The organism is Ferrovibrio xuzhouensis, assembly GCF_042648965.1.
Taxonomy (GTDB): Bacteria; Pseudomonadota; Alphaproteobacteria; order Ferrovibrionales; family Ferrovibrionaceae; genus Ferrovibrio; species Ferrovibrio xuzhouensis.
Genome location: NZ_JBHRYJ010000001.1, coordinates 1,072,916 through 1,094,762, shown reverse-complemented (window position 1 = coordinate 1,094,762; position 21,847 = coordinate 1,072,916). Strand labels below are relative to the sequence as shown.

Here is a 21,847-nt window from a genome sequence, read left to right as displayed (position 1 = left end):
CGCAGCAAGGGGGCGAAATGAACGTGAATCTGAACCGTGCAATTCTGCTCGGGGCTATCCAACGGGTAGCGCTGATGGCCTTCCTTGTCGGAAGCTTTCTGGTCGTCAACATGGGGGCATCGACAGCAGCGGAAAGCAGCCCCGCTTCGATGACGAAGGCGGAGTTTGAGAGTCGGGTCCGTGACTACCTTCTGGCCAATCCGGAGATCATCCTTGAATCGCTCCAGGCACTGGAGGCTCGCCGCATGGCGGAAGAGCAAGGTGAAGCAGCACAGATGATTGCGTCAAACGCTGATGCATTGCTCAGGAATCCGGACAGCCCTGTTTCCGGTAACCTCGCCGGCGATGTGACGATGGTTGAGTTCTTCGACTACAATTGTCCATACTGCCGTAGTGTTGCGCAAACTCTGGATCGCGTCATGGAATCCGATGGGTCCATACGCATGGTGTTCAAGGAATTCCCTATCCTTGGCTCGAATTCTATTTTCGCGGCGAAGGCAGCGCTTGCTGCGAATGCGCAGGGGCGCTATGCGGAATTCCACCTGCGTCTCATGTCCCTTAAGGGGCATGCCGATGAAGCTTCCGTTCTCGCGGCCGCCTCTGAAATGGGTCTCGATTTGGCAAAGCTGAAATCTGACATGAATGACCCGCGCGTTGACGCAGAAATCAGGCGCAACGAGACGCTCGCCAGGTCCCTTCGGATCAATGGCACGCCGGGATTTGTGATTGGAAAGGAGATTATTCGCGGCGCTGCCGACCAGGATACCATAAGGACTCTAGTTCAACGCGCCCGCGACGGGCGCTGAGGTTTATCGCGTATCCAATCCGCAACAGGCCAAGGCTACTATGTTGAATATCTCACTTGCCGCCGCCCTGGTCGCAGGGTTCATCTCTTTCCTGTCTCCTTGTGTGCTCCCCCTGGTGCCCGGCTATGTATCATATGTGGCGGGCCGGTCAGTGAGCGTTCTGGATGGCCCTGGCATGAAGTGCCGCCTTCAGGCACTGGGGTTGAGTCTGTGTTTCGTGCTTGGATTCTCTACAGTCTTCGTCCTGATGGGCGCCAGCGCCACGGTTCTCGGGCAACGGCTGAACGACTATCGGTATGAGTTCAATATTGTCGCCGGCGTTGTAGTCATTGGATTCGGCCTGTTTCTGACCGGCTTGATCAGGCCGGCCTGGATGATGCGCGATGCTCGCTGGCATTCCACGATCGCCGGGGGACATCCGGCATCAGCCTACATACTCGGTTTGGCTTTTGCATTCGGATGGACGCCCTGCATCGGCCCGATACTCGGAGCCATTTTGACCGTTGGCGCCACTTCATCCTCTGTCGCGGAAGGGATGTTCCTTCTCGCTGTATATTCCCTCGGCCTTGGAATCCCGTTTTTGCTGGCCACGCTGTTTACTGACTTTCTTGTATCGGGAATGAGGAAGTTCAGCCGGGCCGGGCGGCTCCTCAAACTTGTCGCCGGGGTGGCGATGATGGCCATGGGGGTTGCGATGCTGACCGGAGACCTTACGGTCTTGTCTTACTGGTTTCTCAGAACATTTCCTGCTCTGTCGGCAATAGGGTAGGTGTACCACAGGTGACTATCTAGCCGATCCATGTCTATCGGCTTGTAAGTCGAAACGACTGTTTGCCAAGCATAAAACAGGTTAAAAATGGACATATATGGCATGCTTCTCGGCTCCAGCATGCTGTTCGCCATTGAAATCCGCCAGCGTGGTGTTCATATTAATCGTCGTCATGAAGAAGCCTAAACTCATATTTGTCCTGCTCGGACTGATGCTGATGACCGTGATCGGTCTTGGCAGCTTTGGTGCTTCGGCCATGGCTGCCAAGACCGATCACTTCGGCGTTAGCCATACCGCTTCGGCCCCTCAGGCCGCAGGGGCGGGCGCGGACTATTTGTACGCTGGCGACCACCATGGTGCCTCGCACGACAGGCGCTCGCTGCCGGGCCATCATGAAGGCCGGCATGGCGGCGCCTCAGGGGCTGCAGGCGGGTCGACCTGTTGTGAGATGGCTTGCTCGCCGATGATGTTCTCTGACACCCAGTTCGGGCTGTCAGTCCCCGTATTTTCCGGTCGATACTGCTTCTCAAATACTCCGATCGCCGTTTCCACTTTCGGCGATCCGCCGCTGCGCCCGCCGCGTCGGGCAGTCTGACCTCCGTACGGCCTTAACGGCTGTAGCCGAGGGCATGTTGGCTGATCTTCCAGACACCGACTGCTCCTGATATTGCGAACCGACTGATTGGCGAAACCTGCCTTCGCCATGGGCTGGGGTGAATGCGTTTCCCGCCCGGCATGCCGGATTCTCATTGGCTATCTCCCGTCACGGGCACGTTCGGCTCTCGCGAAAGCGAAAACAGGCTCTCTCATTCATCCTTTCACGACTTCTGACAACAGGTGCAAACATGGTCCGCTTTCCTAACCGTTCCCAGGCTGTCCTTGCCGCTGTGATGGCCTTCGCAACTTCTGCTGCGGCGCCGGCTCTCGCCGATGCCGGGCATGGCAAAGGCCCCTCGATAGGTACCCCCGGCGTCGCCGCCAAGGCCAATCGCACGATCGAGATCACCGTCGGCGACAATTTCTACGAGCCCGCGAAGATCGCCGTGAAAAAGGGCGAAACAATTCGCTTTGTCATCCGCAATGGCGGTGAGCTTCTTCATGAATTCAACATTGGCACGCCTGCCATGCATGCCGAGCATCAGAAGGAAATGGCAATGATGGTCGAGCAGGGGATGCTTACTTCGACCGGCATGAATCACGACATGTCCAAGATGGACCATTCGAAAATGGGGGACATGGATCATTCGAAAATGTCGATGCCGATGAAGCATGACGACCCCAACAGCAAGCTGATCGAACCCGGCAAGACGGCAGAAATTGTCTGGACCTTCTCCCAGGCGTCGGAACTGCAATTCGCCTGCAACATCCCCGGTCATTACGAGTCGGGAATGGTCGGCGAGTTCAAATTCAACTGATGCGGCGCAAACCACGAAGGGAGAAGACCATGCGAAAGATGTCTCTCACGGTATCGATCCTCGGTGCATTCCTGACCGCGGCGCTGCTGCCACTGGCGGGCCGTGCCGGCACCTATGACCTCACCATTGCAAAGACGGCAGTGAATGTGTCTGGAAAGCCCGAAACTGCCATGACTGTTAACGGCCAATTGCCCGGGCCGGCTCTTCGTTTCAAGGAAGGCGAAGACGTGGTGCTGAATGTGAAAAACGACATGGATGTCGACACGTCGATTCACTGGCATGGCATCATTCTGCCATACACCCAGGACGGCGTTCCCGGCATCAGCTTCCCCGGCATCAAGCCGGGGGAGACATTTACGTACCGTTTCAAGATCAAGCAATCGGGTACCTACTGGTATCACAGCCATTCAGGTCTGCAGGAGCAGGCCGGCGTCTATGGCCCCCTGGTCATCGAGCCGGAGAAGCGGGAACCGTTCCGCTACGACCGGGAATACGTGGTGATGCTGTCGGATTGGTCGGACAGCAAGCCGGAAACGATCCTGTCGAACCTGAAGAAGCAGAGCGACTACTACAACTACAACCAGCGCACCGTCGGAACCTTCTTCTCCGATGTTGCCAAGAATGGATTCAGCAAAACCGTGGATGACCGGCTTGCCTGGGGTCAGATGAGGATGGCACCGACCGACAGCGCCGATGTCAGCGGCTATACCTATCTCGTGAATGGCAAGAATCCCGGTGCAAACTGGACCGGCCTGTTCGAGCCGGGGGAGCGGATCCGACTCCGATTCATCAACGGCTCGGCCATGACCTACTTCGATGTCCGGATACCCGGCCTCAAGATGACGGTGGTGCAGGCTGATGGCAACAGCGTGCAGCCGGTGCCGGTCGACCAATTCCGTATCGCAGTGGCCGAGACCTACGATGTCATCGTCCAACCGAAAGATGATCGCGCGTACACGATCTTTGCCGCATCGATGGCCCGGACAGGATATGCACGAGGTACCCTGGCACCTCGAGACGGAATGCAAGCCGAGATCCCGCCGATGGGAGAGCCGCCACTGTTGACCATGTCTGACATGGGCATGTCGATGGACCACGGCTCGATGGCAGGGATGGACATGGGCAATATGCCCGGCATGGACCATTCAGCGAAGGGTGGCGGCTCCGAGGGCTCGATGTCCGGCATGGACCACTCCAAGATGCCGGGAATGGACATGAGTAACATGCCGGGGATGGATCATTCCAAAATGCCCGGAATGAACCATGGCGGCACAGCCGATTCGTCGCCGTCGACTGACGGCGTTGTAACCGGTAGCAATTATGCGCCGGGCAGCGGTTTGGCGCCTCAGGCCCCTCAGGGCGAAAGAGTTCTGGTTTATGGTGATCTCAAATCCGTGAAGCCATACGCTGAGTATCGCGCCCCGGACCGGGAGATCGTGTTGAAGCTGACCGGCAACATGGAGCGGTACTTCTGGTCGATCAATGGCAAGAAATACTCTGAAGCCAAGCCGATCCGCCTCCATTACGGCGAGCGGGTGCGGTTCAAGTTCGTCAACGAGACAATGATGAGCCATCCGATGCATTTGCACGGCATGTGGATGCAACTCGATACCGGGAACGGAAAGTTCAATCCCCTGAAGCATACCGTGAATGTCGCGCCAGGGACCACGCTGTCCGTGGATGTGCCAGCCGATGCGGTAGGGCAATGGGCCTTCCACTGCCATCTGCTCTATCACATGGCTACCGGCATGTTCCGGAAGGTCATCGTGGAGCCGCAAACAGCCGCCGTGAATTGAGGAATTGACAATGAAGCAGAACCAAAAATTGGCATCGATCTTGGCTGCGGCCCTTTTTGTTGGTGGCTTATACGCTCCGGCAGTGCGGGCAGCGGAGGACGACCAGCTCTTCGCGATGTTCAAGGCGGAACAGCTTGAATATCGGGCCAGCAACAGGAAGGACACCTATAACTGGGATGCCGAAGGCTGGATCGGCGAGGATTACAACAAGCTCTGGCTGAAAACCGAAGGCGAACGGATCGTTGACGGAAAGGTTGAAAAGGCTGAAGTCCAGGCCCTTTACAGCCGCCTCGTCTCCGATTTTTTCGATGTCCAGGCCGGTGTCCGCTACGACTACAAGCCATGGCCTAATCGGGCATTTGGCGTGCTCGGGCTGCAGGGGCTGGCACCGTATTTCTTCGAAGTCGATGCCGCATCCTTCGTTAGTGACCAGGGAGAAGTCTCGGCGCGCCTGAAGGCATCCTACGACCTGTTGTTCACCCAGCGCCTGATCTTGCAGCCAAAATTCGAAACCAATCTGGCACTGCAGTCAGTCAAGGAGCGCCAGGTCGGTTCCGGCATAAACAATGTCGAGGTCGGCGCGCGGCTTCGCTACGAGATCTTCCGCGAATTCGCGCCCTACATTGGTGTGAATTATGAACGACAGCTGGGCCAGACGGCCTCGTATGTCAGGGAAGATGGCGAGAAGCCCGACAACCTGAGTTTCATGGTTGGCATCAGACTCTGGTTCTAAAGGAGACGATCGTGAAAAAAGCTATTGCAATTTCTATTGCGACAGCCGCCCTGGTGGCGGCAACAACTCCAGTGTATGCCAGTGTGATCACCGTCAAGGAGCAGAATCAGAGTGAAGAAGAGAAATTTGTCTTCGAGGATGCGCTTATCCGTATCCAGCCGGGCGATACTGTCGTCTTTGAACCTGCCGATCGCGGACACAATGCCGAGTCCATCACCGGCATGCTTCCTGCTGGCGCTGTAGCGATAAAGACACCATTCAGCAAGGAAGGGCGCGTCACTTTCACGACGCCTGGGGTCTATGGTGTCAAGTGTTTACCGCATTTTGGCCTAGGAATGATCGCCATCATAGTTGTTGGCGACCCGGTCAATCTCGCTGAGGTCAAACAGGCGGCAGAGAAATTGCCGCCTATGGCCAAGGCAAGAGCAGCGAAACTGCTTGCCCAACTGAGCTAGGAGCGGGATGGAAGCGGTCGGGGGCACAGAACGTCTCCGGCCGCGGTCAACCTTGGCAGACGAAGGGAAGGGTATGATGCGTCGACGGGAATGGATCGCCGCAGCCTTGATTGGCTTCGCAATGACGCTGTCGAGCAATTTTACAAGGGCAGATGAAGTGGTTGATCCAGGGAGCCTGAACATCGTCGACCCCATCATTTCAAAGGGATCGAATGGGAGTTATCGCCTGATGTTCATTCTCGAGAACCATACCGGCATGCCGATCACGATCCTCGGAATCAGTTCGTCGTATTTTTCCGATGCTACCTTCGAATTCCGTTCCGATGGAGAAGCGGTTTCCTCGTTGGACAGTATCACGATCCAGTCGAATGATTTTTTGAACCTTGCGTCCTCTCATCAATGGTTTCGTCTTGATGGGTTCAAAGCCGATCTGTCTAAAAGTGGTCTCATTCCCTTTGTGGTGCGCTTTACCCATGGCCGCATGCAGCAAGGGCATGCACATCTTCAGAAGTGAATGAGCAATCATCGTACGGGAGGCTCCAATGACCATCCTTAAAATCATGAGCATCTTTCTGCTGGCCGGAGTGACAGGTTGTGCGGCGAGTGCATCGAATGTTCCCGCTGCGGATCTTGATTTTATCGGCAAGACTAAAGCCGACGTCATTCGAGCGCGAGGCGAACCCGGCCGTGTAACGAACTATTATCTTGGCGGAGCCCTGCTCGTGTATGTATCGGATGAACACCCAGTGACGGCTATCTACCCAAAGGGTCCGGCCGAACATCGTTGCGAGACGCGGTTTTCCATCAATAAGCTCGGCGTTGTTGCGGACGTTTCCAGAATTGGGAACTGTCACGATTCCAGCTGAAGCCGGTACCAATGAATCAGATTTTTTACAATTACGGCCAGCAGGACTGAACCCTTGGTCAGTTAGGAGTGACCTAAAGATTGTAGAGTTCGATAACGCGATATTGTGACTATCGCCGATCGCATTATCAATACCTACAAGATACCGGTAATAATCCGGTCCAATCGCGTGCTCTCGCTATATAGGGCGCGCACCAGAACGGCCGCCATCATACCGGTCAACCGCGACTCTTTGGCGAGTTTCTGGCGCGCCAGCGTGAAACCCACTTTAGATAACAAGGCGATGCAGTGCCCGCGCGGCACTCTGCTGGAGTTGTTTACTCCTTGACAAAAAATAGTCGACCTCATTTGCCATTGACCTTCCCAAATCGGAAGGTTGCAGAATGATGTGACAACCTAAGGAGAGTGACCATGCTGCAGCTTGTAGTTCCTGACATGACCTGCGGTCATTGTGAGAAGGCAATCCGTGCCGCCCTGGCCGGTCTGTCCGGCATAGAGCAGCTGGAGATCGACTTGCCGACCAAGACCCTGCGTATCGAGGGAAAAGTCGATCCCGGGGCAGTCCGCCACACCCTTGTCGAGGCCGGCTATTCTCCCAAGTAAGATATTATTCCTGACGGTGGCGAGAGGAAGGCTGGTCCCGGTGGTCGGCCGCCTCCGCCATACCTCCTGAGTGCTCCGATCATTAAGGCGTTGCGTCTTGACTGAGATCAAGGCCCCGTTGCGCGGGTTACCGTATCAATGCGGGGCCTGCTTCTCCGGATCGCCCGTTGGGTTATTTTATTGCCCACCAGGTACTTGCCGGTGACCGCGGGAATCTGAAGCAACTCAGGAGACCCCTAAAATGGATACGATGAAGCGGAAATACCTCGCCGTTGTGGCCTTGTCCGTAGCGCTTCTTGCCGCGCCTGCCTTCGCGGCCCAGCATGGCGGGCCGGACCAGATGCAGATGCGCTTTCAGCAGATGCAAGGCATGTCGGATCAGATGCAGCATGCCCAAACGCCGGCCGACCGCCATAAGCTGATGGGTGAACACATGCAGATGATGCAGGAGCAGATGGCTGACATGCAGAAGATGTATAGCTCCGACATGATGATGCAGCAGAATGGCGGAAAGGTCGACCTGCAGCCGCAGATGCGGATGATGCAGCAGCGCATGGATATGATGCAGCAGATGATGCAGCAGCAGATGCAACAGCAGCAGCAGATGATGAAGGATCTGAACCCCTGACAGGACTGCCGATTCCACGGAGTAGGGACTGAGTATCGCGAGATGCTGACGGAACCATCATATACCGCCCCCCGCTACGGGCTTTGCCCGGGACGGCGACCGTTTCTGTCGGTTGTTCTGAGCCTGATGGCGCTCGCAATTGCTCTGTTCGGCCACTTGGAGATGCCTTCTGCCGCGACCGCCGCGCCGTCGCAGATCGCCGCCAGTGTTCCCCATAATCACGATGGACGTCCACACAAAGGGCTCTCCCATGACGGAATCCCCGTCAATGGCAGTCAATGCGTCCATCACGCCCAATGCGTCTTTCCGGCCATACTGCCAGGAGCGCCAATACTGCCGTACCTCTTCGGCAGTTCCGAATTCCGCGTTGCGGATATCCTCGGCGGCAGCGAAAACCCGCTGCCACAATCCCCGCCTCCCAAGCGCCTCGGCTAGAAGCAGCGATCGCCGCTTGGCTGGATCGCTGCATTGCCGGCTGTAAAGCATGCATGCAGCAGAGGTCTCTTAAGTATATCAGCGAGTGAGTGACCTGCGAGGGACGGAGAAATCCGCTGCTCGACCGGTGTGCCAGCGACGCATTCCGTGACGGATGCGGTTGTTACATAGCTGTCATCGGGAAGCAGTCTCCTTGATTACCGCCAAGCTTCCGTGTGGGCGGATTGACTTGGCAACAGGCCATATGACCGCAAGAGCCTCTTTATCGCCATAGAGCATGGAATCCGGCGCCGGCTAGAACGTCATTAGGTATGCCCGCCATCCGGGCAGATCGCGGTGCGCCACAGACACACTGATTGGGAGATTTTGAAATGCACGGGCATGAATCAAATGTATTGAACGAGCTGGAACGTGTGAACGGGTTATTGGCGTGGTGGGGGCATCCTGACACCGGCGATACCACCGATATCCGGGTTCGCGCCAGACGGCTTCAGTTGCTCATGATGAACCAGAGCAAGGGGCCCGGCGACACTTCCTTCAACCAAACCCGGGCCATGTTTGAGGCGAACGACAGATTCCACAACGCGCTCCATGGTTTCCTGAGCGCCCGGGAAGCGCCGGAAATACTTGCAACGCGGTCGGACCTGGTGCGGGACGTCCTGGAAAGCCTCGCAACCCAGGTCCAGGCCTGCACCGAACTGACACAGAAGCTACGGACATACTGCCTGTCGATCGCCTCGTCGGCAGATGGCAATGACGGTGAAGAGGAGGCCGGTTCCGGGCAGGAAGCCGCTCTGGAAGCGGTCTGCCATCGTCACCTGATCTGACACTCCAAACGGATGGATCATCACCATGCAAGCCTTGTTGTATTTTGCCATCTGGGCGGTCGTGCTGTTTCTAATGATGAGATTCGGCTGTGGTTCCCATGCCATGGGGCTTGGCCACGGACATCAGATCGGAAGGCACGGGGATTCCGAGCATGACGCCGCCCAGCCTCACTGGGTGCCGCCCGAAACCGATACCGATCCTGTATGCGGAAAGACCGTGCGCACCGAAACCGCCAGACCATCGATTCATGAGGGCAGAGTCTTCTATTTCTGTTCGCGCGAATGCCGCGAACGCTTCGAGGCGGCGCCAGACCTCTATATCGGGGCCAAATCCCTGGAGCCACAGAAGAAGGAGGAGCATGCGCATGACTAAAACACAATTTCAATCGAAGCCGCCGCGGCTGGGAACGCCATTTGTCTCCATGCAGGGGCTGCGGATTCCGGTCTTTGTCTTTGGCATGAGCCTCGGTCTCTTTCTGGCCATCACCTATGCGCTGTGCGTCGGCTTCGATCTGCTATTTCCCGGGCAGGTGATGTACCGGACCTGGCTGCGACTTTTGCCCGGATTTGACGGGCTCAGCTGGCGGAGCTTCCTGCTCGGGCTTGCCGAGAGCTTCGGCTATGGCTGGTACGTCGCGTTGGTCTTCGGGCCATTGTTCAATCTATTCACCCACTGGTGGAGGTGGTCATGACGGACCTTGCATCGAACCAGGACTTCCTGTCAGTGAAACTAGGCAACATTTCGGATGCCGGCGGCCATACTCCAGCCGACGTCGGCAATGTTCTACCGATCGCCTCGATCCCGGACATCATGGCGTATCGGCAGGACTGTCTGGAACGGACGGTTCTTTTCTGGGATGCACTACGGCAGCGCGGTAGCAACATGTTGGAGCATGAGCGGGCGGGCCTTCCCCCTCTGCTGGGCTTCAAATACGAGATACTGCTGGACGCACGCTGCTTCGATCGGCCCGCAAACTACGCCCTGGTGCGGATTACTGAGGTCGGCGAAGACTGTTGGGACGATTGTGTCGATCCTAAAAAAGCGCCAGTAATTATCATTGACCCACGCGCCGGCCATGGACCTGGCATTGGAGGATTCAAGCGTGAGTCCGAAGTTGGCATGGCGATGCGCGAAGGCCATCCGGTCTATTTCGTCATCTTTTACCCTGAGCCACAACCGGGGCAGACCCTCGGCGACGTGCTGCATGCACTGCGGCGTTTCGTGGAGGAAGTGGCCCGGCGCCATCCCGGAGCGCCGCCGGTGCTGTACGGCAACTGTCAAGCCGGCTGGGCTGTCACCCTGCTCTCTGCCGATTGCGAGGGTCTGGTTGGTCCTGCCGTGCTCAACGGTTCACCCCTGTCCTATTGGGCCGGGGAGCCGGCCACAAACCCGATGCGTATCGCTGGAGGTTTGCTGGGCGGCGCGTGGCTGACACACCTGACCGCTGACCTTGGCAACGGCCGCTTTGATGGAGCATGGCTGGCTGAGAATTTCGAAAATCTGAAGCCGGAGAAGGCGATCTGGGAAAAATATGCCAATCTGTTCACCAATATCGATTCCGAGCGGGAGCGCTTTCTGGAATTCGAGCGGTGGTGGAATGGCTTCTACTTCCTCAGCCGCGAGGAGATACTCGCGATTGTCGAGAATTTGTTCATTGGCAACGAGCTGGAACAGGGATTGCTGCGTATTTGCGACGGTTGCTCCGTCGATCTCAGGCGCATAAGGAATCCTCTCGTGATCTTCGCCTCATACGGCGATAATATCACCCCACCTCATCAGGCCCTCGGCTGGATTCCGGCCGCCTACAAGGATACAGAAGACCTCAAGCAGGCCGGGCAACGTATCGTATATCTTACCAACCCGCATGTGGGGCATCTGGGCATTTTCGTCTCGGCCGGCGTCGCCCGGCTCGAACACCGGGCGATCCTGGAGAGCTTGGAGGATTTCGGGAGGCTAGCGCCGGGCCTCTATGAGATGAAAATCGACAATCCGACCGGCGACAGCGACTGCCATAAGCCGTCGTTCGAGGTCCGCTTCGAGTCGCGACGCGTGGAGGACCTCAGAGCCGACTATCCCCGTGAAGCATTCATGCGCGTTCGGCAAGCGTCAGAGTTCAATGAGGGGTTATACCGGACTTTTATCAGTCCCTGGGTGCAGGCATATGCGACGCCGTTTTCGGCGGAGATGTTGAAATGGCTGCACCCAATGCGTATGAGCCGTTATCTCTTGTCGGAACAATTCAATCCATGGATGCGTAACGTAGCTGCTTCGGCGGTGTCCATCGCGGCATCCCGCTCACCGCTTCCCCATGAACACCCCATGCTCGCACAGGAGCACAAATTCGCGGATGCCTTCACCGCCTTGGCAGTGACTGCGCGGGAAATGCGCGATGCGGTCTACGAACGGACCTTCAGCTGGATATACGATAATCCGATCTGGGAAATGCTCCTGAACAACTGCTGCCGAGTAAGCGAAGATCCCGCAGCGGCCGAGACGGAATGTAAGACGCAAGCCAATGATATCGCGCAGCCAGCCATGATGCCTGGTTCAGGCTCGCATCGACCGGGGGGTACCAATCCCCCGAGAAAGGTAGCTGCGGAATGACCGAACTAACACCAAGCCCGGCCAAGCTGGAGGTTCTAGACCTGACCGGCCGTAAGGGGCTAGTTGTCGGCATCGCGAACGAGCACAGCCTGGCTTGGTCGGCGGCGCGGCACTTTCGCATGGCGGGCGCCGAACTGGCCATCACCTATTTAAACGACAAGGCACGGCCTTTCGTTGAACCTCTTGCCCGCGAGGTGACCGCACCGATCTTCGCGCCGTGCGATGTTTCCGCACCGGGACAGCTTGAGGCCGTGTTTGCAGAAATCCGGGATCGCTGGGGGCGCCTCGACTTCTTGTTCCATTCCATTGCCTGGGCCCGCAAAGAGGATCTGCATGGCCGGCTCACCGATTGCTCCGCTGCCGGATTCTCCGAATCCATGCTGGTTTCCTGCCATTCCCTCATCCGCATGGCAAGGCTGGCCGAACCGCTGATGGACCGGGGCGGCAGCATGACGACACTGAGTTACTACGGCGCAGAAAAGGTCGTTGACCACTACAACGTCATGGGGCCGGTAAAGGCGGCGCTTGAGGCGTCAGTGCGCTATCTCGCCCACGAACTTGGGCATAAAGCTATCCGCGTCAATGCTCTGTCCGCCGGTGCCGTCAGGACACGCGCGGCATCCGGGATCGAGCATTTCGATGAACTTCTGAACGAGACAGAGCGACGGGCGCCACTCGGGAGAACGATTGATACCGAGGAGCTTGGACGCGCGGCCCTTCTGTTGGCCAGCGACTATGCAACTGCAATTACAGGAGATGTTATCTATGTCGACGCCGGATTTCACATCGAAGGCATGGTTTTCCATTGACGAACTGCAGCGGGCATTCGAGCGAAGGATGACGGCAACCGACCCAGTGTGCGGCAAACAGATCGACATTGAGAGTGCCGTAGCTCAGGAGGACCACAATGGCTGGATGCACTTTTTCTGCTCGACCGTTTGTCAGAACCGTTACAGGCAGAACCCACAGCATTACACCGGACAAACAAAACCCTTCCCTGTCTATCCTTCGGACGAGGTCGGAAGTTGAAATGATGATCGAGTCCGACAGGAAACGGGCCGGGGGACTGCCCCCGGGGTGCGACGCGCAGTCACGCCGCAGCATGTCCGGAGCCAGGCCGGATGCCCCCATTGGCGACACCGATTTCCGACAAGCCCAGATACCATCAGGATGGCAATCATGAATGACACAACCACTTCCCACGGCCTTCCGGCCCATCCCGATCCCAGGATGCATCATGATCATGGCTATGCTGGCCATGATCATTCCGGTCACGGCCATTCCGGCCACGACCATACCGCAATGGTTGCTGATTTCCGGCGCCGCTTCTGGATCTCGATGGTCCTGACCGTGCCGGTTCTTGCCCTTTCGCCGATGATCCGACGATTCCTCGGCATCGACGGCATAGTAACCTTCGCGGGTGACAGCTATGTGCTGTTCTCCCTTTCTGCCGTGATTTTCATATATGGCGGCTGGCCATTCCTGAAAGGCTGCCTGTCCGAGCTGTCCAGCCGGCGTCCCGGCATGATGACCCTGATCACCGTCGCCATCGCGGTGGCGTTCTTCTATTCCAGCGCCGTGATCTTCGGCCTGGCCGGCAAGGTGTTCTTCTGGGAGCTGGCCACCCTGATCGACATCATGCTGCTCGGCCACTGGATCGAGATGCGCTCGGTGATGGGGGCATCCGGCGCCCTGGAGGCCCTGGTGCGGCTGCTGCCGGCGACGGCGCACCGTCTGTCGGCGGATGACAGCATCAGCGACATCGCAATCGCCGAACTCCGGCCCGGCGACCGCGTCCTGGTTCGGCCCGGCGAGAAGGTGCCGATCGACGGCCTGATCACCAAGGGACAGTCCAGCTTCGACGAGGCGATGCTGACCGGCGAATCCCGCCCGGTCGAGAAAGGCGAAGGGCAGGAGGCGGTCGGTGGTTCGGTCAACGGCGAAGGCGCGGTGGTGCTGTCCATCCACAAGACCGGCGACAGGACCTATCTCAGCCAGGTCATCGACATGGTCCGGCAGGCCCAGGACACCCGCTCGCGCACCCAGGATCTCGCCAACCGGGCGGCCCTCTGGCTCACCTATATCGCGCTGTCGGCGGGCGGCGGCACCCTGGCGCTGTGGCTCGGCCTCGGCAGCAGTTTCGAATTCGCACTGGAGCGGATGGTCACGGTGATGGTGATCACCTGCCCTCATGCGCTGGGGCTGGCGGTTCCGCTGGTGGTCGCTGTCAGCACCAGGCTGACCGCGCAGAACGGCCTGCTGATCCGTGACCGGGCCGCCTTCGAGCGCGCCCGCAACCTCGGCGCCGTACTGTTCGACAAGACTGGCACCCTCACCGAGGGTCGTTTCGGCGTGGCCGGGGTTGTTTCCTTCACTGGCGCACCTGAAGCGGATGTCCTGAGCTGGGCCGCCGCCCTGGAAACGCAATCTCAGCACCCCATCGCCCGCGGTATCGTCCGCGGAGCCAGGGAGCGTGGCGCCCAGATTCGGGCCGTTGAATCATTCCGCAGCCTGACCGGACAGGGTGTCGAGGCGGTCGTCGACGGACACACCGTCCGGGTCGTCAGTCCCGGCTATCTGCGCCAGAACAGTATCGCCGTGGACGAGGCTGCGGTGGCGCCGTTTTCCGGCGAGGGCAACACCGTCGTCCACGTGCTGCTCGACGGCCAGCCGTTCGGTGCCATCGCGCTGGCCGACGTCATCCGCAAGGAATCCTTCGAGGCCGTCCGGCGGCTCAAGGATATGGGCATCCAATGCATGATGATCACCGGCGATGCCGCACCGGTCGCCCGGGCAGTCGCTGCCAAGCTGGGCCTTGACGACTATTTCGCCGAAGTGCTGCCGCACGAGAAGGTGGCCAAGGTCCGCGAGGTGAAGCAGCGCGGCCTGACCGTCGCCATGATCGGCGATGGCGTCAACGACGCCCCGGCCCTGGTGGAATCCGATCTCGGGATCGCCATAGGCGCCGGCACCGATGTCGCCATCGAGTCCGCCGATGTCGTGCTGGTGCGCAGCGATCCCCGCGACGTCTTCGCGATCCTGGCGCTGTCGCGCGCCACCTATGCCAAGATGGTCCAGAACCTGTTCTGGGCGACCGGCTACAACGCCGTCGCCATCCCGCTGGCGGCCGGCCTCGCCTATCCCTGGGGCCTGCTGCTGAGCCCGGCCCTGGGTGCGGCGCTGATGTCGCTGAGCACAGTGATTGTTGCGATCAATGCTAAGCTGTTGGAACGCGCCCGCCGTACCGTCGGCGCCGCTGCCGCCTGACCGGAGAATAACCATGATCCGCTTCCCCAGACTTTCCACCCCGATCATCCTCGCCGTCACGTTGGGCGCGGGCTTCATCCTCTGGCAGTCATTCCGGATCAAGCATACGCCGGCATCGGAGGCGGGCTTGGTGCTGCCGCGGCTCTCCGCGCAGGCAGCGCAGGGCAAGATCGCCTTCGACGGAAATTGCGCCACCTGTCACGGTGTGAATGCCGCCGGCACCGGCAATGGCCCGCCGCTGGTGCATAACATCTACAATCCGGGACACCATGCCGATGAGGCTTTCTACCGTGCTGCGGCCTACGGCGTGCGCCAGCACCATTGGCCGTTCGGCAACATGCCGCCGCAGTCACAGATGACCCGCCAGCAGATGGACGACATCATTCTCTATGTGCGGGAGATGCAGCTCGCCAATGGCATCACCACACAACCGCATAGCATGTAATGCCGATCACGGCTCATTGAGGATTTTCACATGAATGCTAACAAAAATACGCCTTGGTGGCGCTCCAGATCCAGCCTAGTCCTGATTGGCTTTCTGGTCGTCGCCGGGTTCTTCCTGATCTCCGAGCATCGCGCACACTTCTTCGGCGCTTTGCCGTATCTCCTCATCCTTGCCTGCCCGCTCATGCACTTCTTCCATCATCACGGCAACCAGGGCGGCCAACGCGGCCACGATCATTCTGGGGTGGACGGGACGTCGGGAAAGGCAGGCTCATAATGACTGAACATACGTCATCAGCCTATGGCCTCTGGTTCCTGGTCTTTGCAAACAGCGCCGTCTTCATCCTGTTCGCTCTGAGCTTCACGAAACCAAAGACCGCACGGGATTGGCGCACATTCGGGGCGTTCTCGGCTTTCATCATCGCCCTGTTTGTCGAGATGTACGGTATTCCTGTCACGATCTTCCTGATCTCCGGTTGGCTCCAGAGTCGCTACCCTGGCCTTGATCTGCTTTCCCATCAAGCCGGGCACCTCTGGTGGATTGCCTTAGGCCTTAAGGGCGATCCGCATTTTGGTATATTGCATGTCCTGAGCAGCATTCTCATCGCGTTTGGTTTTCTGCTTCTGTCAGCATCGTGGGCTGTGCTCCATGCGGCTCAAAAGGCAGGAGCACTTGCTAAAACAGGCCCGTATTCCTATATCCGGCACCCTCAGTATGTGGCCTTTGTCGTCATCATGTTGGGCTTCCTGTTCCAGTGGCCGACCATTCTGACCGTGCTGATGTTCCCGGTTCTCGTCGTCATGTATGTCCGGCTGGCCGCAATCGAAGAGCGCGAAATCCGCACCACATATGGCGATCATTATGAAGACTATGCCAGTCGGACGCCGGCCTGGATTCCGAATCTCACCGCATCAGCCACATCCCGTACGGGCGGGACCTAGGGAATGAGAAGTTTCCTTCATGTCACATCCTCGTGACGAAATTTGCCTGACGGATTCTGGTCAGATCGAGAACCGCTGATCCAAGATCGATTAAGCAATACTGGCACGCCACTACAGGGACATCCTAATATCGGAACGTCCCTGTATGTTCATGTCTCTATCACGAATACAATGACGTAGATTCGAAGATAGGCCCGGTTTTTGGATGAGATCCTCGCCGGCAAGGCTGGGTGTTTGCTTGGCAACCGAATTTTCCGCTACTGCATACTGTGACCCCCTGATTTCCGCGGCTGTAATATGTGGAAGCCTAAATGACAATAGCGGGACCTTCGGCGATCTCGGCAATGCTGTGTGTACTTGATGCATCGCGTCGGCGATCATCTACAGCTAGGCCGCCATCGACCTGCAGGTGACCAGCTAGGAGGCGCATAGCCCACGCAGGTCCAGTTGAGCCCTTACCGTCGCCTGCCAGCACAACACGGGCGCCGGTCGGAGCTGCGGCTTCCAAAAGGCGGATGATCTGCTTCGCGTGAATCTTGTTGGCTTCAACCACTAGGACGTCATGCTGGCCCAACTGTAGATCACCTTTGGCAAGCAGCCGACCCAGGACATGCAGACTGCCGCTCGTGATGCCCGTAGCGTCCTGCAAGGTCTTCGAGGCATTGTCGGAGGTGGCGACGCCGACAACCCGCAGGCCGGCCGCCGCGAAGGCGTCCCGCACCGTGGCCAGGGTCTGCAGGCGCTCGATCTGGTCGCCGTCGACAACAAGCCCAAGCCGCCGATCGACAACGGACCGGACAACGGCCTGCTGATGATCGGAGAGGCCCGGCCGGGCGGCTAGCGCCTGGTCGGTCCAGTGCCGGTCGACCGGCAGCACCTTGCCCTCTGCCGCTTTGGCGGCGGCCGTCAGGAGCTGGCGTTCGTCCTCTGACGGCTGCCTGGCCCACCCTGCTGCCTGTCTGGGGGACGGATTTAGACCCTGTGCCGCCATATTTGGCCGTTGAGTAGGGGATGGCGATTGCTGGCTGGTAGAGAGCGGTTCGCCGGAAGAGACGCCCTGAGGCCCATTCTGGAGTCCCTGGGCGTTATTACCGGCGGCGAGCTGCTGATTGCCTGGTCCCGGGGGATTCTGGGCTACTGCGGCGCCCTGGGGCGGCTGCAGGCCGCTGCGGGACAGACGGGCGGCGCTGATCGAGGGCCGGGGCCCTGCAGCGGGCAGGAAACTCCCCCCAGGGATATTTCCCCGCGGCTGCAGGATGGAGAACGGGTTCAGGGCTTCCAGCAGCTTCTTCTGGGCCACAATGATCGCCATGGCCAGTGGATCGTTCAGCGCCTCGGCCTGCAGGAACTCCTTCCAGGTATGGAAGGCCTTCACGGCCAAGGATTCGCGCCGCTTGCCTTTGGTCGCCATGTACTGGCGCCAGAGGCGGTGCTGGCCTGGAAACCTGGTGATCGGCCGCGGACGATACCGCTTCACCGGCCGAGGCGGACGAGCCGGACGGGGCAGGGGGGCTGGCGCAGCCCCTGACCTTGTCGGCTGCTGCCGACCGGCTGCCTGGACCTGCTGCGCCGTCTGGAAGGGTCCAAGCCGGCCCTGCACGGCTGCCATCGAGAAATTCCGATGCAGCGCACTGGCCTTGATCATGCCTTTGCCATTGGCGTTGGCGATCGTCAGGCCGTTGCCCCGCGGCCGAAGGACCATGCCATAGCGCGCCAGCTCGGTATGGAGCTGCTGCCAATCCTGGGCTGATTGAAAGGCAGCGGATATTTCGGCCTGGTGCAATTGCAGGCGAGCCTTAAATCCTGGCCTGGTCGCGCGAGGCTCGAGCCTGGCCGTGGAGCCCGAGGCGTCAGGGGCGGACCCAGCGCCAGCACCATGTTGACCACCGGCCACGGCCGAGGTCGGTTGGGCAGCCTGGTCAACAGGTAACTCGTGAGACTGTCCTTCTGTCGTCCCGTCCTCGAGCTCGAGATCATCTCCGGGAGCAATGAAGGTGCCCAGCTTGTGCTCGAGGGCCGCTTTCGAGAATTTCCGGTCCAGCGCGCTGGCCTTGATCATCTCGGTGCCAGAAGCATTGGCGATCACCAGGCCGTTGCCGCGCAGCCGCAGCTCGAGGTCGAAGCGGCCGAAGGCCGCATGTAGATCTTGCCACCCCCTGGCGGCATCGAGGGCGGCCAACAAATCCGCCGCTTCTTCGCGGACGTAGCTATCGAAACTCTGTTCCCAGGTGTGGGCCTCCTTATCTCGAGCCCGGGCAGCCTGCTTCTCGGGCTCAATCTTATCGGCTCGGCCGAGATCCAGCTTCAGGGCGTATTTCTTTTCCATTTCCCGGCTGACTTTTTCCAGCACCTTGAAGTCCCGGAAGGGCATGTGCACCTTCAGCGTCACCGGATGGATTTTGTTTATCGCAATATGCAGGTGGAAATTCTCGGTATTGATGTGCGTGCCGGCGATGCGCTGGTGCTCGCCAAACCCGAGGGCTTGGGCGAACTCGCGCTCGATGTCGCGCAGCGCTTCCGGTGATGGGCGTTCGTCCCGGAAACTGACCATCAGATGATAGGTTTTGCCCGACTTTGCGGTTTGATTGAGCGCCTGTGTCGCCTTGATCTCTTTTTTCGCCAGAGGAAGATCATCAAGCGTCTCGCCGGCGTCGCAGTTGACGATCCACAGATCGTCCAGCTTCTCGCCTTCCTCCGGCGCGGCTGCGATGTAATCTGCCAGCCGCTCGTAATTGTCGTTTTCCGGCTCAATGTCGATGCGCTTGGCGATCATCGGTAGCCTCGCAGATTTTAAAGATTGGCGATTTTGGCTTTGAGAAGCTGCTGGGCTTCCCGCACATCTTGAAACAGCCCCTGCAGGTCGACGCCGGCGGGCGGATTAAAATCGCTGTCATCGAGCGTCAGCTTCAGGAGGTTGCCGAGGCGAGCCAGATCGGCATTGATTTTCATCAGGTCGCGCACGACCTGATGATTCTCGACAGAGGGCAGCGGGCCGCGGCCGACGAACAGGCGGCGCACAAGTTCAGAGGCAGACAAGCCGGTCTGCAGCACCAGGCGCTCGAGCTCGGCATGCTCTGCCGGCATAAAGTACGATTTGACCAGTTTGCGGTTGGTGGCGGCCATGGTCAGCTCGCATGGGCGAGCTTCGTACCGGCTGGTGGCAATGCCGGCATCTCGCCGGTGCCGGCCGACCAGATCCATGAGGTCAGCTTGCTCTCAGCCACCAGCTGGTCGATGGCGCCGGTAAAGTCCTCGCTGGCGCCAGGCGGAATGATGTACAGCGCAGTCGGACCATGCTGTGTGTCGGTCAGCACGGCCGAGGCGAGCGGCCGCGACGAGGTCAAGTTATACCGCAGTCCCTTCATAAATCGGCGGCGGCCGTTGATCAGCGCATCGAGCAGCATCTGCTCATACAGGCTCTCGAAGGGCAGCCAGCTCTCCGCTGTCGTCATCAGGGCCAGCTCCTGCAGGTTGGGGAATCCGGTCCCGCCGACGCCGAAGGTGCCGAACAGCACCAGGTGGCTACCATCGACCGCATCCCACAGATTCAGCTCGGTCGAGAACCGCTTCTGCAGCCGCTTGTGCAGATCCTCGTTCAGCATGAAATGCCAGTCAGGCAGGTGTTTGAACACCACCTTATGGCCGTAGCGGGAAGGCGCGATTTCCTTCACTTCGCCGATGACGATCATCAGCTTTTGCGTCGCCTTGGCGGCTCCATTGCTTGCCGCGGTGACCTTCATCACCCTGGCAATGCGACGCTGGGCGATTTCCGCCTGCCGTTCGGGATAGAACGGTTCGGGGATGAAGATCAGATCGCTGAGGCCGGCGCCCTTAGCGGTTTTGTCTGCCGCCGCCTGCAGGATGTACTTCCGGATCACGCCCCAGGAGCGCTTGCCGGACATCGCTGGCGCCCACCGATTGAAGCCGGCTTGCTCCCACAGGTAATGCAGCGTGCCCCGTAGGGTCAGCTTGGCGCCATCCGTGCGGACCGAGTCCGATTCACCAGTTCCCGGCGTCGGCGCTGCCCGCCCGGGCTGCTTGGAAAGGGAGAAGTCCAGCTTCAAGGCCGTGACATTTTGGTCGGGGTCTTCATGGATGGCGGCGCCCATCACCTCGCCCAGGCCTGACAGTTCGGCCGGTGGCTCGTAGCTGTCGCACCCTGGGTTATGGTCGCTGCCGGTATTCGGCATCCGCTTGAGGATGTGCTTGCCCTGGACCCTCGCGATGTACATCTCGACGCCGGGCTGCCGGCACAGACACCGCGGGCGGTCTTTCCCCCGATAAACGGCCGCCAGTGCAGCCTCGAAATCGGTGTGATCGGAACGAATGGCTTTGCCACCAACCAGGTAGACCGTCATTTCTTAACCCCCTGTCGTCTCGAGGAAATCCCGGAACGTGACACGTTTGTGGTATTGCGCCTGTCGTCAGGCCGCCCGACCGGGCAGCGCCGGATTGGCCGGTGTGCCCGGAATCGGCCCCGAACCGGCGTTCCGGCTGGCCACCAGAGCCGGCCCGCCGGAATCGATGGCAGAGCGGACCATGGCCTGAAGCTGCCGAGGGCAGGTGACGCGCCTGAGGTTGACCATCAGCGCCTCCCAGTCCGGACAGTGCCACCAGGCCAACGGCCGCCCAGGGACGCTGGAATGCTCCCAGGGCACTATCACGATCGGGTCGGTGCGGAAGGCATGGGACGCACCGAAAGCGATATAGGCCTCGCTGTCCCGCGCCCCCGCGAAAAGGATCAGGTCCGCACCCTTGGTCATGGCGTATCCCCTGTGGCGAGCTGGTCGGGCATGAATGCTTGAACGATGACCGCCGTGCGTGATGCATCGAGGTTTCTGGCCCGGAGCAGGGCCAGCACCAGGTCATTGAATGCGTCAACGCCGGCACAGCCGTCATCGAGGATGCCGGGACGATCGGCAACCGCCTTAGCCAGCTCCTGCAGCTTCACGAACCGCCGATCGAAGCGTGGCGACCTGATCCGCAAAACCGGTACTTGGCCGACGGCATTCATGACCGTCGTATGTTCGCGGCGGCCGAATATTTCCCCCAGAGCCGGATAGCTCGCGCCGGTCAGCTTCCGAGCAACCGCCATGGCCGCCGCGCGCGCTTCAAACGGCCGTGCACGCCGATCGCGGCCTGTGATCCAGTGATGGGGGATATCAAATACGTGCGAGGCCAGGACGATGACCTGCAGCACCTGGTTCTCGTGGGCATGGCGGCCGCGGCCGCCCGCATCATTCGTATGCGCCATGGC

Annotated in this window: 26 protein-coding genes; 21 read left to right on the top strand and 5 right to left on the bottom strand. The window is 59.4% G+C overall.

Annotation, left to right across the window (positions count from 1 at the left end):
• Window positions 1-17: 17 nt before the first annotated feature.
• From ACFOOQ_RS05380 to ACFOOQ_RS05280, 21 genes are all read left to right on the top strand, one after another.
• Window positions 18-806: a DsbA family protein gene (locus tag ACFOOQ_RS05380; protein ID WP_379722642.1), complete on the top strand. Its 789-nt coding sequence runs from the start codon at window positions 18-20 to the stop codon at window positions 804-806.
• Window positions 807-846: 40 nt separating this feature from the next.
• On the top strand, window positions 847-1,575 hold the full coding sequence (locus ACFOOQ_RS05375) for a cytochrome c biogenesis CcdA family protein (protein WP_379722639.1): 729 nt from the start codon (window positions 847-849) through the stop codon (window positions 1,573-1,575).
• 133 nt (window positions 1,576-1,708) lie between these two features.
• On the top strand, window positions 1,709-2,170 hold the full coding sequence (locus ACFOOQ_RS05370; RefSeq protein ID WP_379722636.1) for a hypothetical protein: 462 nt from the start codon (window positions 1,709-1,711) through the stop codon (window positions 2,168-2,170).
• A 250-nt stretch (window positions 2,171-2,420) separates the two neighbouring features.
• Window positions 2,421-2,990: a cupredoxin domain-containing protein gene (locus tag ACFOOQ_RS05365; RefSeq protein ID WP_379722633.1), complete on the top strand. Its 570-nt coding sequence runs from the start codon at window positions 2,421-2,423 to the stop codon at window positions 2,988-2,990.
• 29 nt (window positions 2,991-3,019) lie between these two features.
• Window positions 3,020-4,786, top strand: coding sequence for a copper resistance system multicopper oxidase (locus ACFOOQ_RS05360; RefSeq protein WP_379722630.1), 1,767 nt, complete (start codon window positions 3,020-3,022; stop codon window positions 4,784-4,786).
• Between the two features lie 10 nt (window positions 4,787-4,796).
• Window positions 4,797-5,519, top strand: a complete 723-nt coding sequence (locus ACFOOQ_RS05355) for a copper resistance protein B (RefSeq protein ID WP_379722627.1) — start codon at window positions 4,797-4,799, stop codon at window positions 5,517-5,519.
• 11 nt (window positions 5,520-5,530) lie between these two features.
• Window positions 5,531-5,974, top strand: a complete 444-nt coding sequence (locus ACFOOQ_RS05350) for a pseudoazurin (protein WP_379722624.1) — start codon at window positions 5,531-5,533, stop codon at window positions 5,972-5,974.
• Window positions 5,975-6,047: 73 nt separating this feature from the next.
• Window positions 6,048-6,488 carry a hypothetical protein gene (locus ACFOOQ_RS05345; protein ID WP_379722621.1) on the top strand — a complete coding sequence of 147 codons (441 nt, stop codon included), beginning with the start codon at window positions 6,048-6,050 and terminating at the stop codon, window positions 6,486-6,488.
• A gap of 28 nt (window positions 6,489-6,516) precedes the next feature.
• Entirely contained in the window at window positions 6,517-6,840 is a 324-nt protein-coding gene (locus ACFOOQ_RS05340) for a hypothetical protein (RefSeq protein ID WP_379722618.1), read from the top strand.
• Between the two features lie 410 nt (window positions 6,841-7,250).
• Window positions 7,251-7,442: a heavy-metal-associated domain-containing protein gene (locus tag ACFOOQ_RS05335; RefSeq protein WP_379722615.1), complete on the top strand. Its 192-nt coding sequence runs from the start codon at window positions 7,251-7,253 to the stop codon at window positions 7,440-7,442.
• A gap of 241 nt (window positions 7,443-7,683) precedes the next feature.
• The gene (locus tag ACFOOQ_RS05330; RefSeq protein ID WP_379722613.1) at window positions 7,684-8,070 is read left to right on the top strand and encodes a hypothetical protein; all 387 of its coding nucleotides are present in this window, start codon (window positions 7,684-7,686) and stop codon (window positions 8,068-8,070) included.
• 806 nt (window positions 8,071-8,876) lie between these two features.
• Entirely contained in the window at window positions 8,877-9,332 is a 456-nt protein-coding gene (locus ACFOOQ_RS05325; RefSeq protein ID WP_379722610.1) for a hypothetical protein, read from the top strand.
• A gap of 25 nt (window positions 9,333-9,357) precedes the next feature.
• Window positions 9,358-9,705 (top strand): YHS domain-containing protein, encoded by a 348-nt coding sequence (locus ACFOOQ_RS05320; RefSeq protein WP_379722607.1) that lies wholly within the window; start codon window positions 9,358-9,360, stop codon window positions 9,703-9,705.
• Window positions 9,692-10,024 (top strand): DUF5676 family membrane protein, encoded by a 333-nt coding sequence (locus ACFOOQ_RS05315; protein ID WP_379722604.1) that lies wholly within the window; start codon window positions 9,692-9,694, stop codon window positions 10,022-10,024. Before ACFOOQ_RS05320 ends, ACFOOQ_RS05315 begins: the two co-directional genes overlap by 14 nt.
• Window positions 10,021-11,937, top strand: a complete 1,917-nt coding sequence (locus tag ACFOOQ_RS05310; RefSeq protein ID WP_379722601.1) for a DUF3141 domain-containing protein — start codon at window positions 10,021-10,023, stop codon at window positions 11,935-11,937. The genes ACFOOQ_RS05315 and ACFOOQ_RS05310 overlap by 4 nt, the downstream gene beginning before the upstream one ends.
• A complete protein-coding gene (gene fabI / locus ACFOOQ_RS05305) occupies window positions 11,934-12,746 on the top strand; it encodes an enoyl-ACP reductase FabI (RefSeq protein ID WP_379722598.1) in 813 nt (270 codons plus the stop codon). The genes ACFOOQ_RS05310 and fabI overlap by 4 nt, the downstream gene beginning before the upstream one ends.
• Window positions 12,673-12,966: a YHS domain-containing protein gene (locus ACFOOQ_RS05300; protein WP_379722595.1), complete on the top strand. Its 294-nt coding sequence runs from the start codon at window positions 12,673-12,675 to the stop codon at window positions 12,964-12,966. The genes fabI and ACFOOQ_RS05300 overlap by 74 nt, the downstream gene beginning before the upstream one ends.
• Before the next feature lie 150 nt (window positions 12,967-13,116).
• Window positions 13,117-15,204, top strand: coding sequence for a copper-translocating P-type ATPase (locus ACFOOQ_RS05295; RefSeq protein WP_379722592.1), 2,088 nt, complete (start codon window positions 13,117-13,119; stop codon window positions 15,202-15,204).
• Between the two features lie 13 nt (window positions 15,205-15,217).
• Window positions 15,218-15,649, top strand: a complete 432-nt coding sequence (locus ACFOOQ_RS05290; protein WP_379722589.1) for a c-type cytochrome — start codon at window positions 15,218-15,220, stop codon at window positions 15,647-15,649.
• A gap of 30 nt (window positions 15,650-15,679) precedes the next feature.
• The gene (locus ACFOOQ_RS05285; RefSeq protein ID WP_379722586.1) at window positions 15,680-15,925 is read left to right on the top strand and encodes a DUF2933 domain-containing protein; all 246 of its coding nucleotides are present in this window, start codon (window positions 15,680-15,682) and stop codon (window positions 15,923-15,925) included.
• Window positions 15,925-16,590 carry a methyltransferase family protein gene (locus tag ACFOOQ_RS05280; protein ID WP_379722583.1) on the top strand — a complete coding sequence of 222 codons (666 nt, stop codon included), beginning with the start codon at window positions 15,925-15,927 and terminating at the stop codon, window positions 16,588-16,590. The genes ACFOOQ_RS05285 and ACFOOQ_RS05280 overlap by 1 nt, the downstream gene beginning before the upstream one ends.
• Before the next feature lie 307 nt (window positions 16,591-16,897).
• On the opposite strand, the gene traI is transcribed toward ACFOOQ_RS05280, so the two are convergent.
• From traI to ACFOOQ_RS05255, 5 genes are all read right to left on the bottom strand, one after another.
• Window positions 16,898-19,363, bottom strand: coding sequence for a TraI/MobA(P) family conjugative relaxase (gene traI, locus ACFOOQ_RS05275; RefSeq protein WP_379722580.1), 2,466 nt, complete (start codon window positions 19,361-19,363; stop codon window positions 16,898-16,900).
• A gap of 17 nt (window positions 19,364-19,380) precedes the next feature.
• Window positions 19,381-19,713 (bottom strand): plasmid mobilization protein, encoded by a 333-nt coding sequence (locus ACFOOQ_RS05270; protein WP_379722577.1) that lies wholly within the window; start codon window positions 19,711-19,713, stop codon window positions 19,381-19,383.
• A gap of 2 nt (window positions 19,714-19,715) precedes the next feature.
• Window positions 19,716-20,948 (bottom strand): DUF1173 domain-containing protein, encoded by a 1,233-nt coding sequence (locus ACFOOQ_RS05265; protein WP_379722574.1) that lies wholly within the window; start codon window positions 20,946-20,948, stop codon window positions 19,716-19,718.
• 66 nt (window positions 20,949-21,014) lie between these two features.
• Window positions 21,015-21,353: a hypothetical protein gene (locus ACFOOQ_RS05260; RefSeq protein WP_379722571.1), complete on the bottom strand. Its 339-nt coding sequence runs from the start codon at window positions 21,351-21,353 to the stop codon at window positions 21,015-21,017.
• Window positions 21,350-21,844 carry a helix-turn-helix domain-containing protein gene (locus tag ACFOOQ_RS05255; RefSeq protein WP_379722568.1) on the bottom strand — a complete coding sequence of 165 codons (495 nt, stop codon included), beginning with the start codon at window positions 21,842-21,844 and terminating at the stop codon, window positions 21,350-21,352. Before ACFOOQ_RS05255 ends, ACFOOQ_RS05260 begins: the two co-directional genes overlap by 4 nt.
• Window positions 21,845-21,847: the final 3 nt, after the last annotated feature.

What these genes read in the sequence shown, in the direction of transcription:
- ACFOOQ_RS05375 (WP_379722639.1), top strand. Translation starts at nt 847, where the DNA reads ATGTTGAATATCTCACTTGCCGCCGCCCTGGTCGCAGGGTTCATCTCT.
- ACFOOQ_RS05380 (WP_379722642.1), top strand. Translation starts at nt 18, where the DNA reads ATGAACGTGAATCTGAACCGTGCAATTCTGCTCGGGGCTATCCAACGG.
- ACFOOQ_RS05310 (WP_379722601.1), top strand. Translation starts at nt 10,021, where the DNA reads ATGACGGACCTTGCATCGAACCAGGACTTCCTGTCAGTGAAACTAGGC.
- ACFOOQ_RS05325 (WP_379722610.1), top strand. Translation starts at nt 8,877, where the DNA reads ATGCACGGGCATGAATCAAATGTATTGAACGAGCTGGAACGTGTGAAC.
- ACFOOQ_RS05345 (WP_379722621.1), top strand. Translation starts at nt 6,048, where the DNA reads ATGATGCGTCGACGGGAATGGATCGCCGCAGCCTTGATTGGCTTCGCA.
- ACFOOQ_RS05330 (WP_379722613.1), top strand. Translation starts at nt 7,684, where the DNA reads ATGGATACGATGAAGCGGAAATACCTCGCCGTTGTGGCCTTGTCCGTA.
- fabI (WP_379722598.1), top strand. Translation starts at nt 11,934, where the DNA reads ATGACCGAACTAACACCAAGCCCGGCCAAGCTGGAGGTTCTAGACCTG.
- traI (WP_379722580.1), bottom strand. Translation starts at nt 19,363, where the DNA reads ATGATCGCCAAGCGCATCGACATTGAGCCGGAAAACGACAATTACGAG.
- ACFOOQ_RS05285 (WP_379722586.1), top strand. Translation starts at nt 15,680, where the DNA reads ATGAATGCTAACAAAAATACGCCTTGGTGGCGCTCCAGATCCAGCCTA.
- ACFOOQ_RS05320 (WP_379722607.1), top strand. Translation starts at nt 9,358, where the DNA reads ATGCAAGCCTTGTTGTATTTTGCCATCTGGGCGGTCGTGCTGTTTCTA.
- ACFOOQ_RS05280 (WP_379722583.1), top strand. Translation starts at nt 15,925, where the DNA reads ATGACTGAACATACGTCATCAGCCTATGGCCTCTGGTTCCTGGTCTTT.
- ACFOOQ_RS05365 (WP_379722633.1), top strand. Translation starts at nt 2,421, where the DNA reads ATGGTCCGCTTTCCTAACCGTTCCCAGGCTGTCCTTGCCGCTGTGATG.
- ACFOOQ_RS05340 (WP_379722618.1), top strand. Translation starts at nt 6,517, where the DNA reads ATGACCATCCTTAAAATCATGAGCATCTTTCTGCTGGCCGGAGTGACA.
- ACFOOQ_RS05295 (WP_379722592.1), top strand. Translation starts at nt 13,117, where the DNA reads ATGAATGACACAACCACTTCCCACGGCCTTCCGGCCCATCCCGATCCC.
- ACFOOQ_RS05255 (WP_379722568.1), bottom strand. Translation starts at nt 21,844, where the DNA reads ATGGCGCATACGAATGATGCGGGCGGCCGCGGCCGCCATGCCCACGAG.
- ACFOOQ_RS05270 (WP_379722577.1), bottom strand. Translation starts at nt 19,713, where the DNA reads ATGGCCGCCACCAACCGCAAACTGGTCAAATCGTACTTTATGCCGGCA.
- ACFOOQ_RS05265 (WP_379722574.1), bottom strand. Translation starts at nt 20,948, where the DNA reads ATGACGGTCTACCTGGTTGGTGGCAAAGCCATTCGTTCCGATCACACC.
- ACFOOQ_RS05290 (WP_379722589.1), top strand. Translation starts at nt 15,218, where the DNA reads ATGATCCGCTTCCCCAGACTTTCCACCCCGATCATCCTCGCCGTCACG.
- ACFOOQ_RS05335 (WP_379722615.1), top strand. Translation starts at nt 7,251, where the DNA reads ATGCTGCAGCTTGTAGTTCCTGACATGACCTGCGGTCATTGTGAGAAG.
- ACFOOQ_RS05315 (WP_379722604.1), top strand. Translation starts at nt 9,692, where the DNA reads ATGCGCATGACTAAAACACAATTTCAATCGAAGCCGCCGCGGCTGGGA.
- ACFOOQ_RS05260 (WP_379722571.1), bottom strand. Translation starts at nt 21,353, where the DNA reads ATGACCAAGGGTGCGGACCTGATCCTTTTCGCGGGGGCGCGGGACAGC.
- ACFOOQ_RS05360 (WP_379722630.1), top strand. Translation starts at nt 3,020, where the DNA reads ATGCGAAAGATGTCTCTCACGGTATCGATCCTCGGTGCATTCCTGACC.
- ACFOOQ_RS05355 (WP_379722627.1), top strand. Translation starts at nt 4,797, where the DNA reads ATGAAGCAGAACCAAAAATTGGCATCGATCTTGGCTGCGGCCCTTTTT.
- ACFOOQ_RS05300 (WP_379722595.1), top strand. Translation starts at nt 12,673, where the DNA reads ATGCAACTGCAATTACAGGAGATGTTATCTATGTCGACGCCGGATTTC.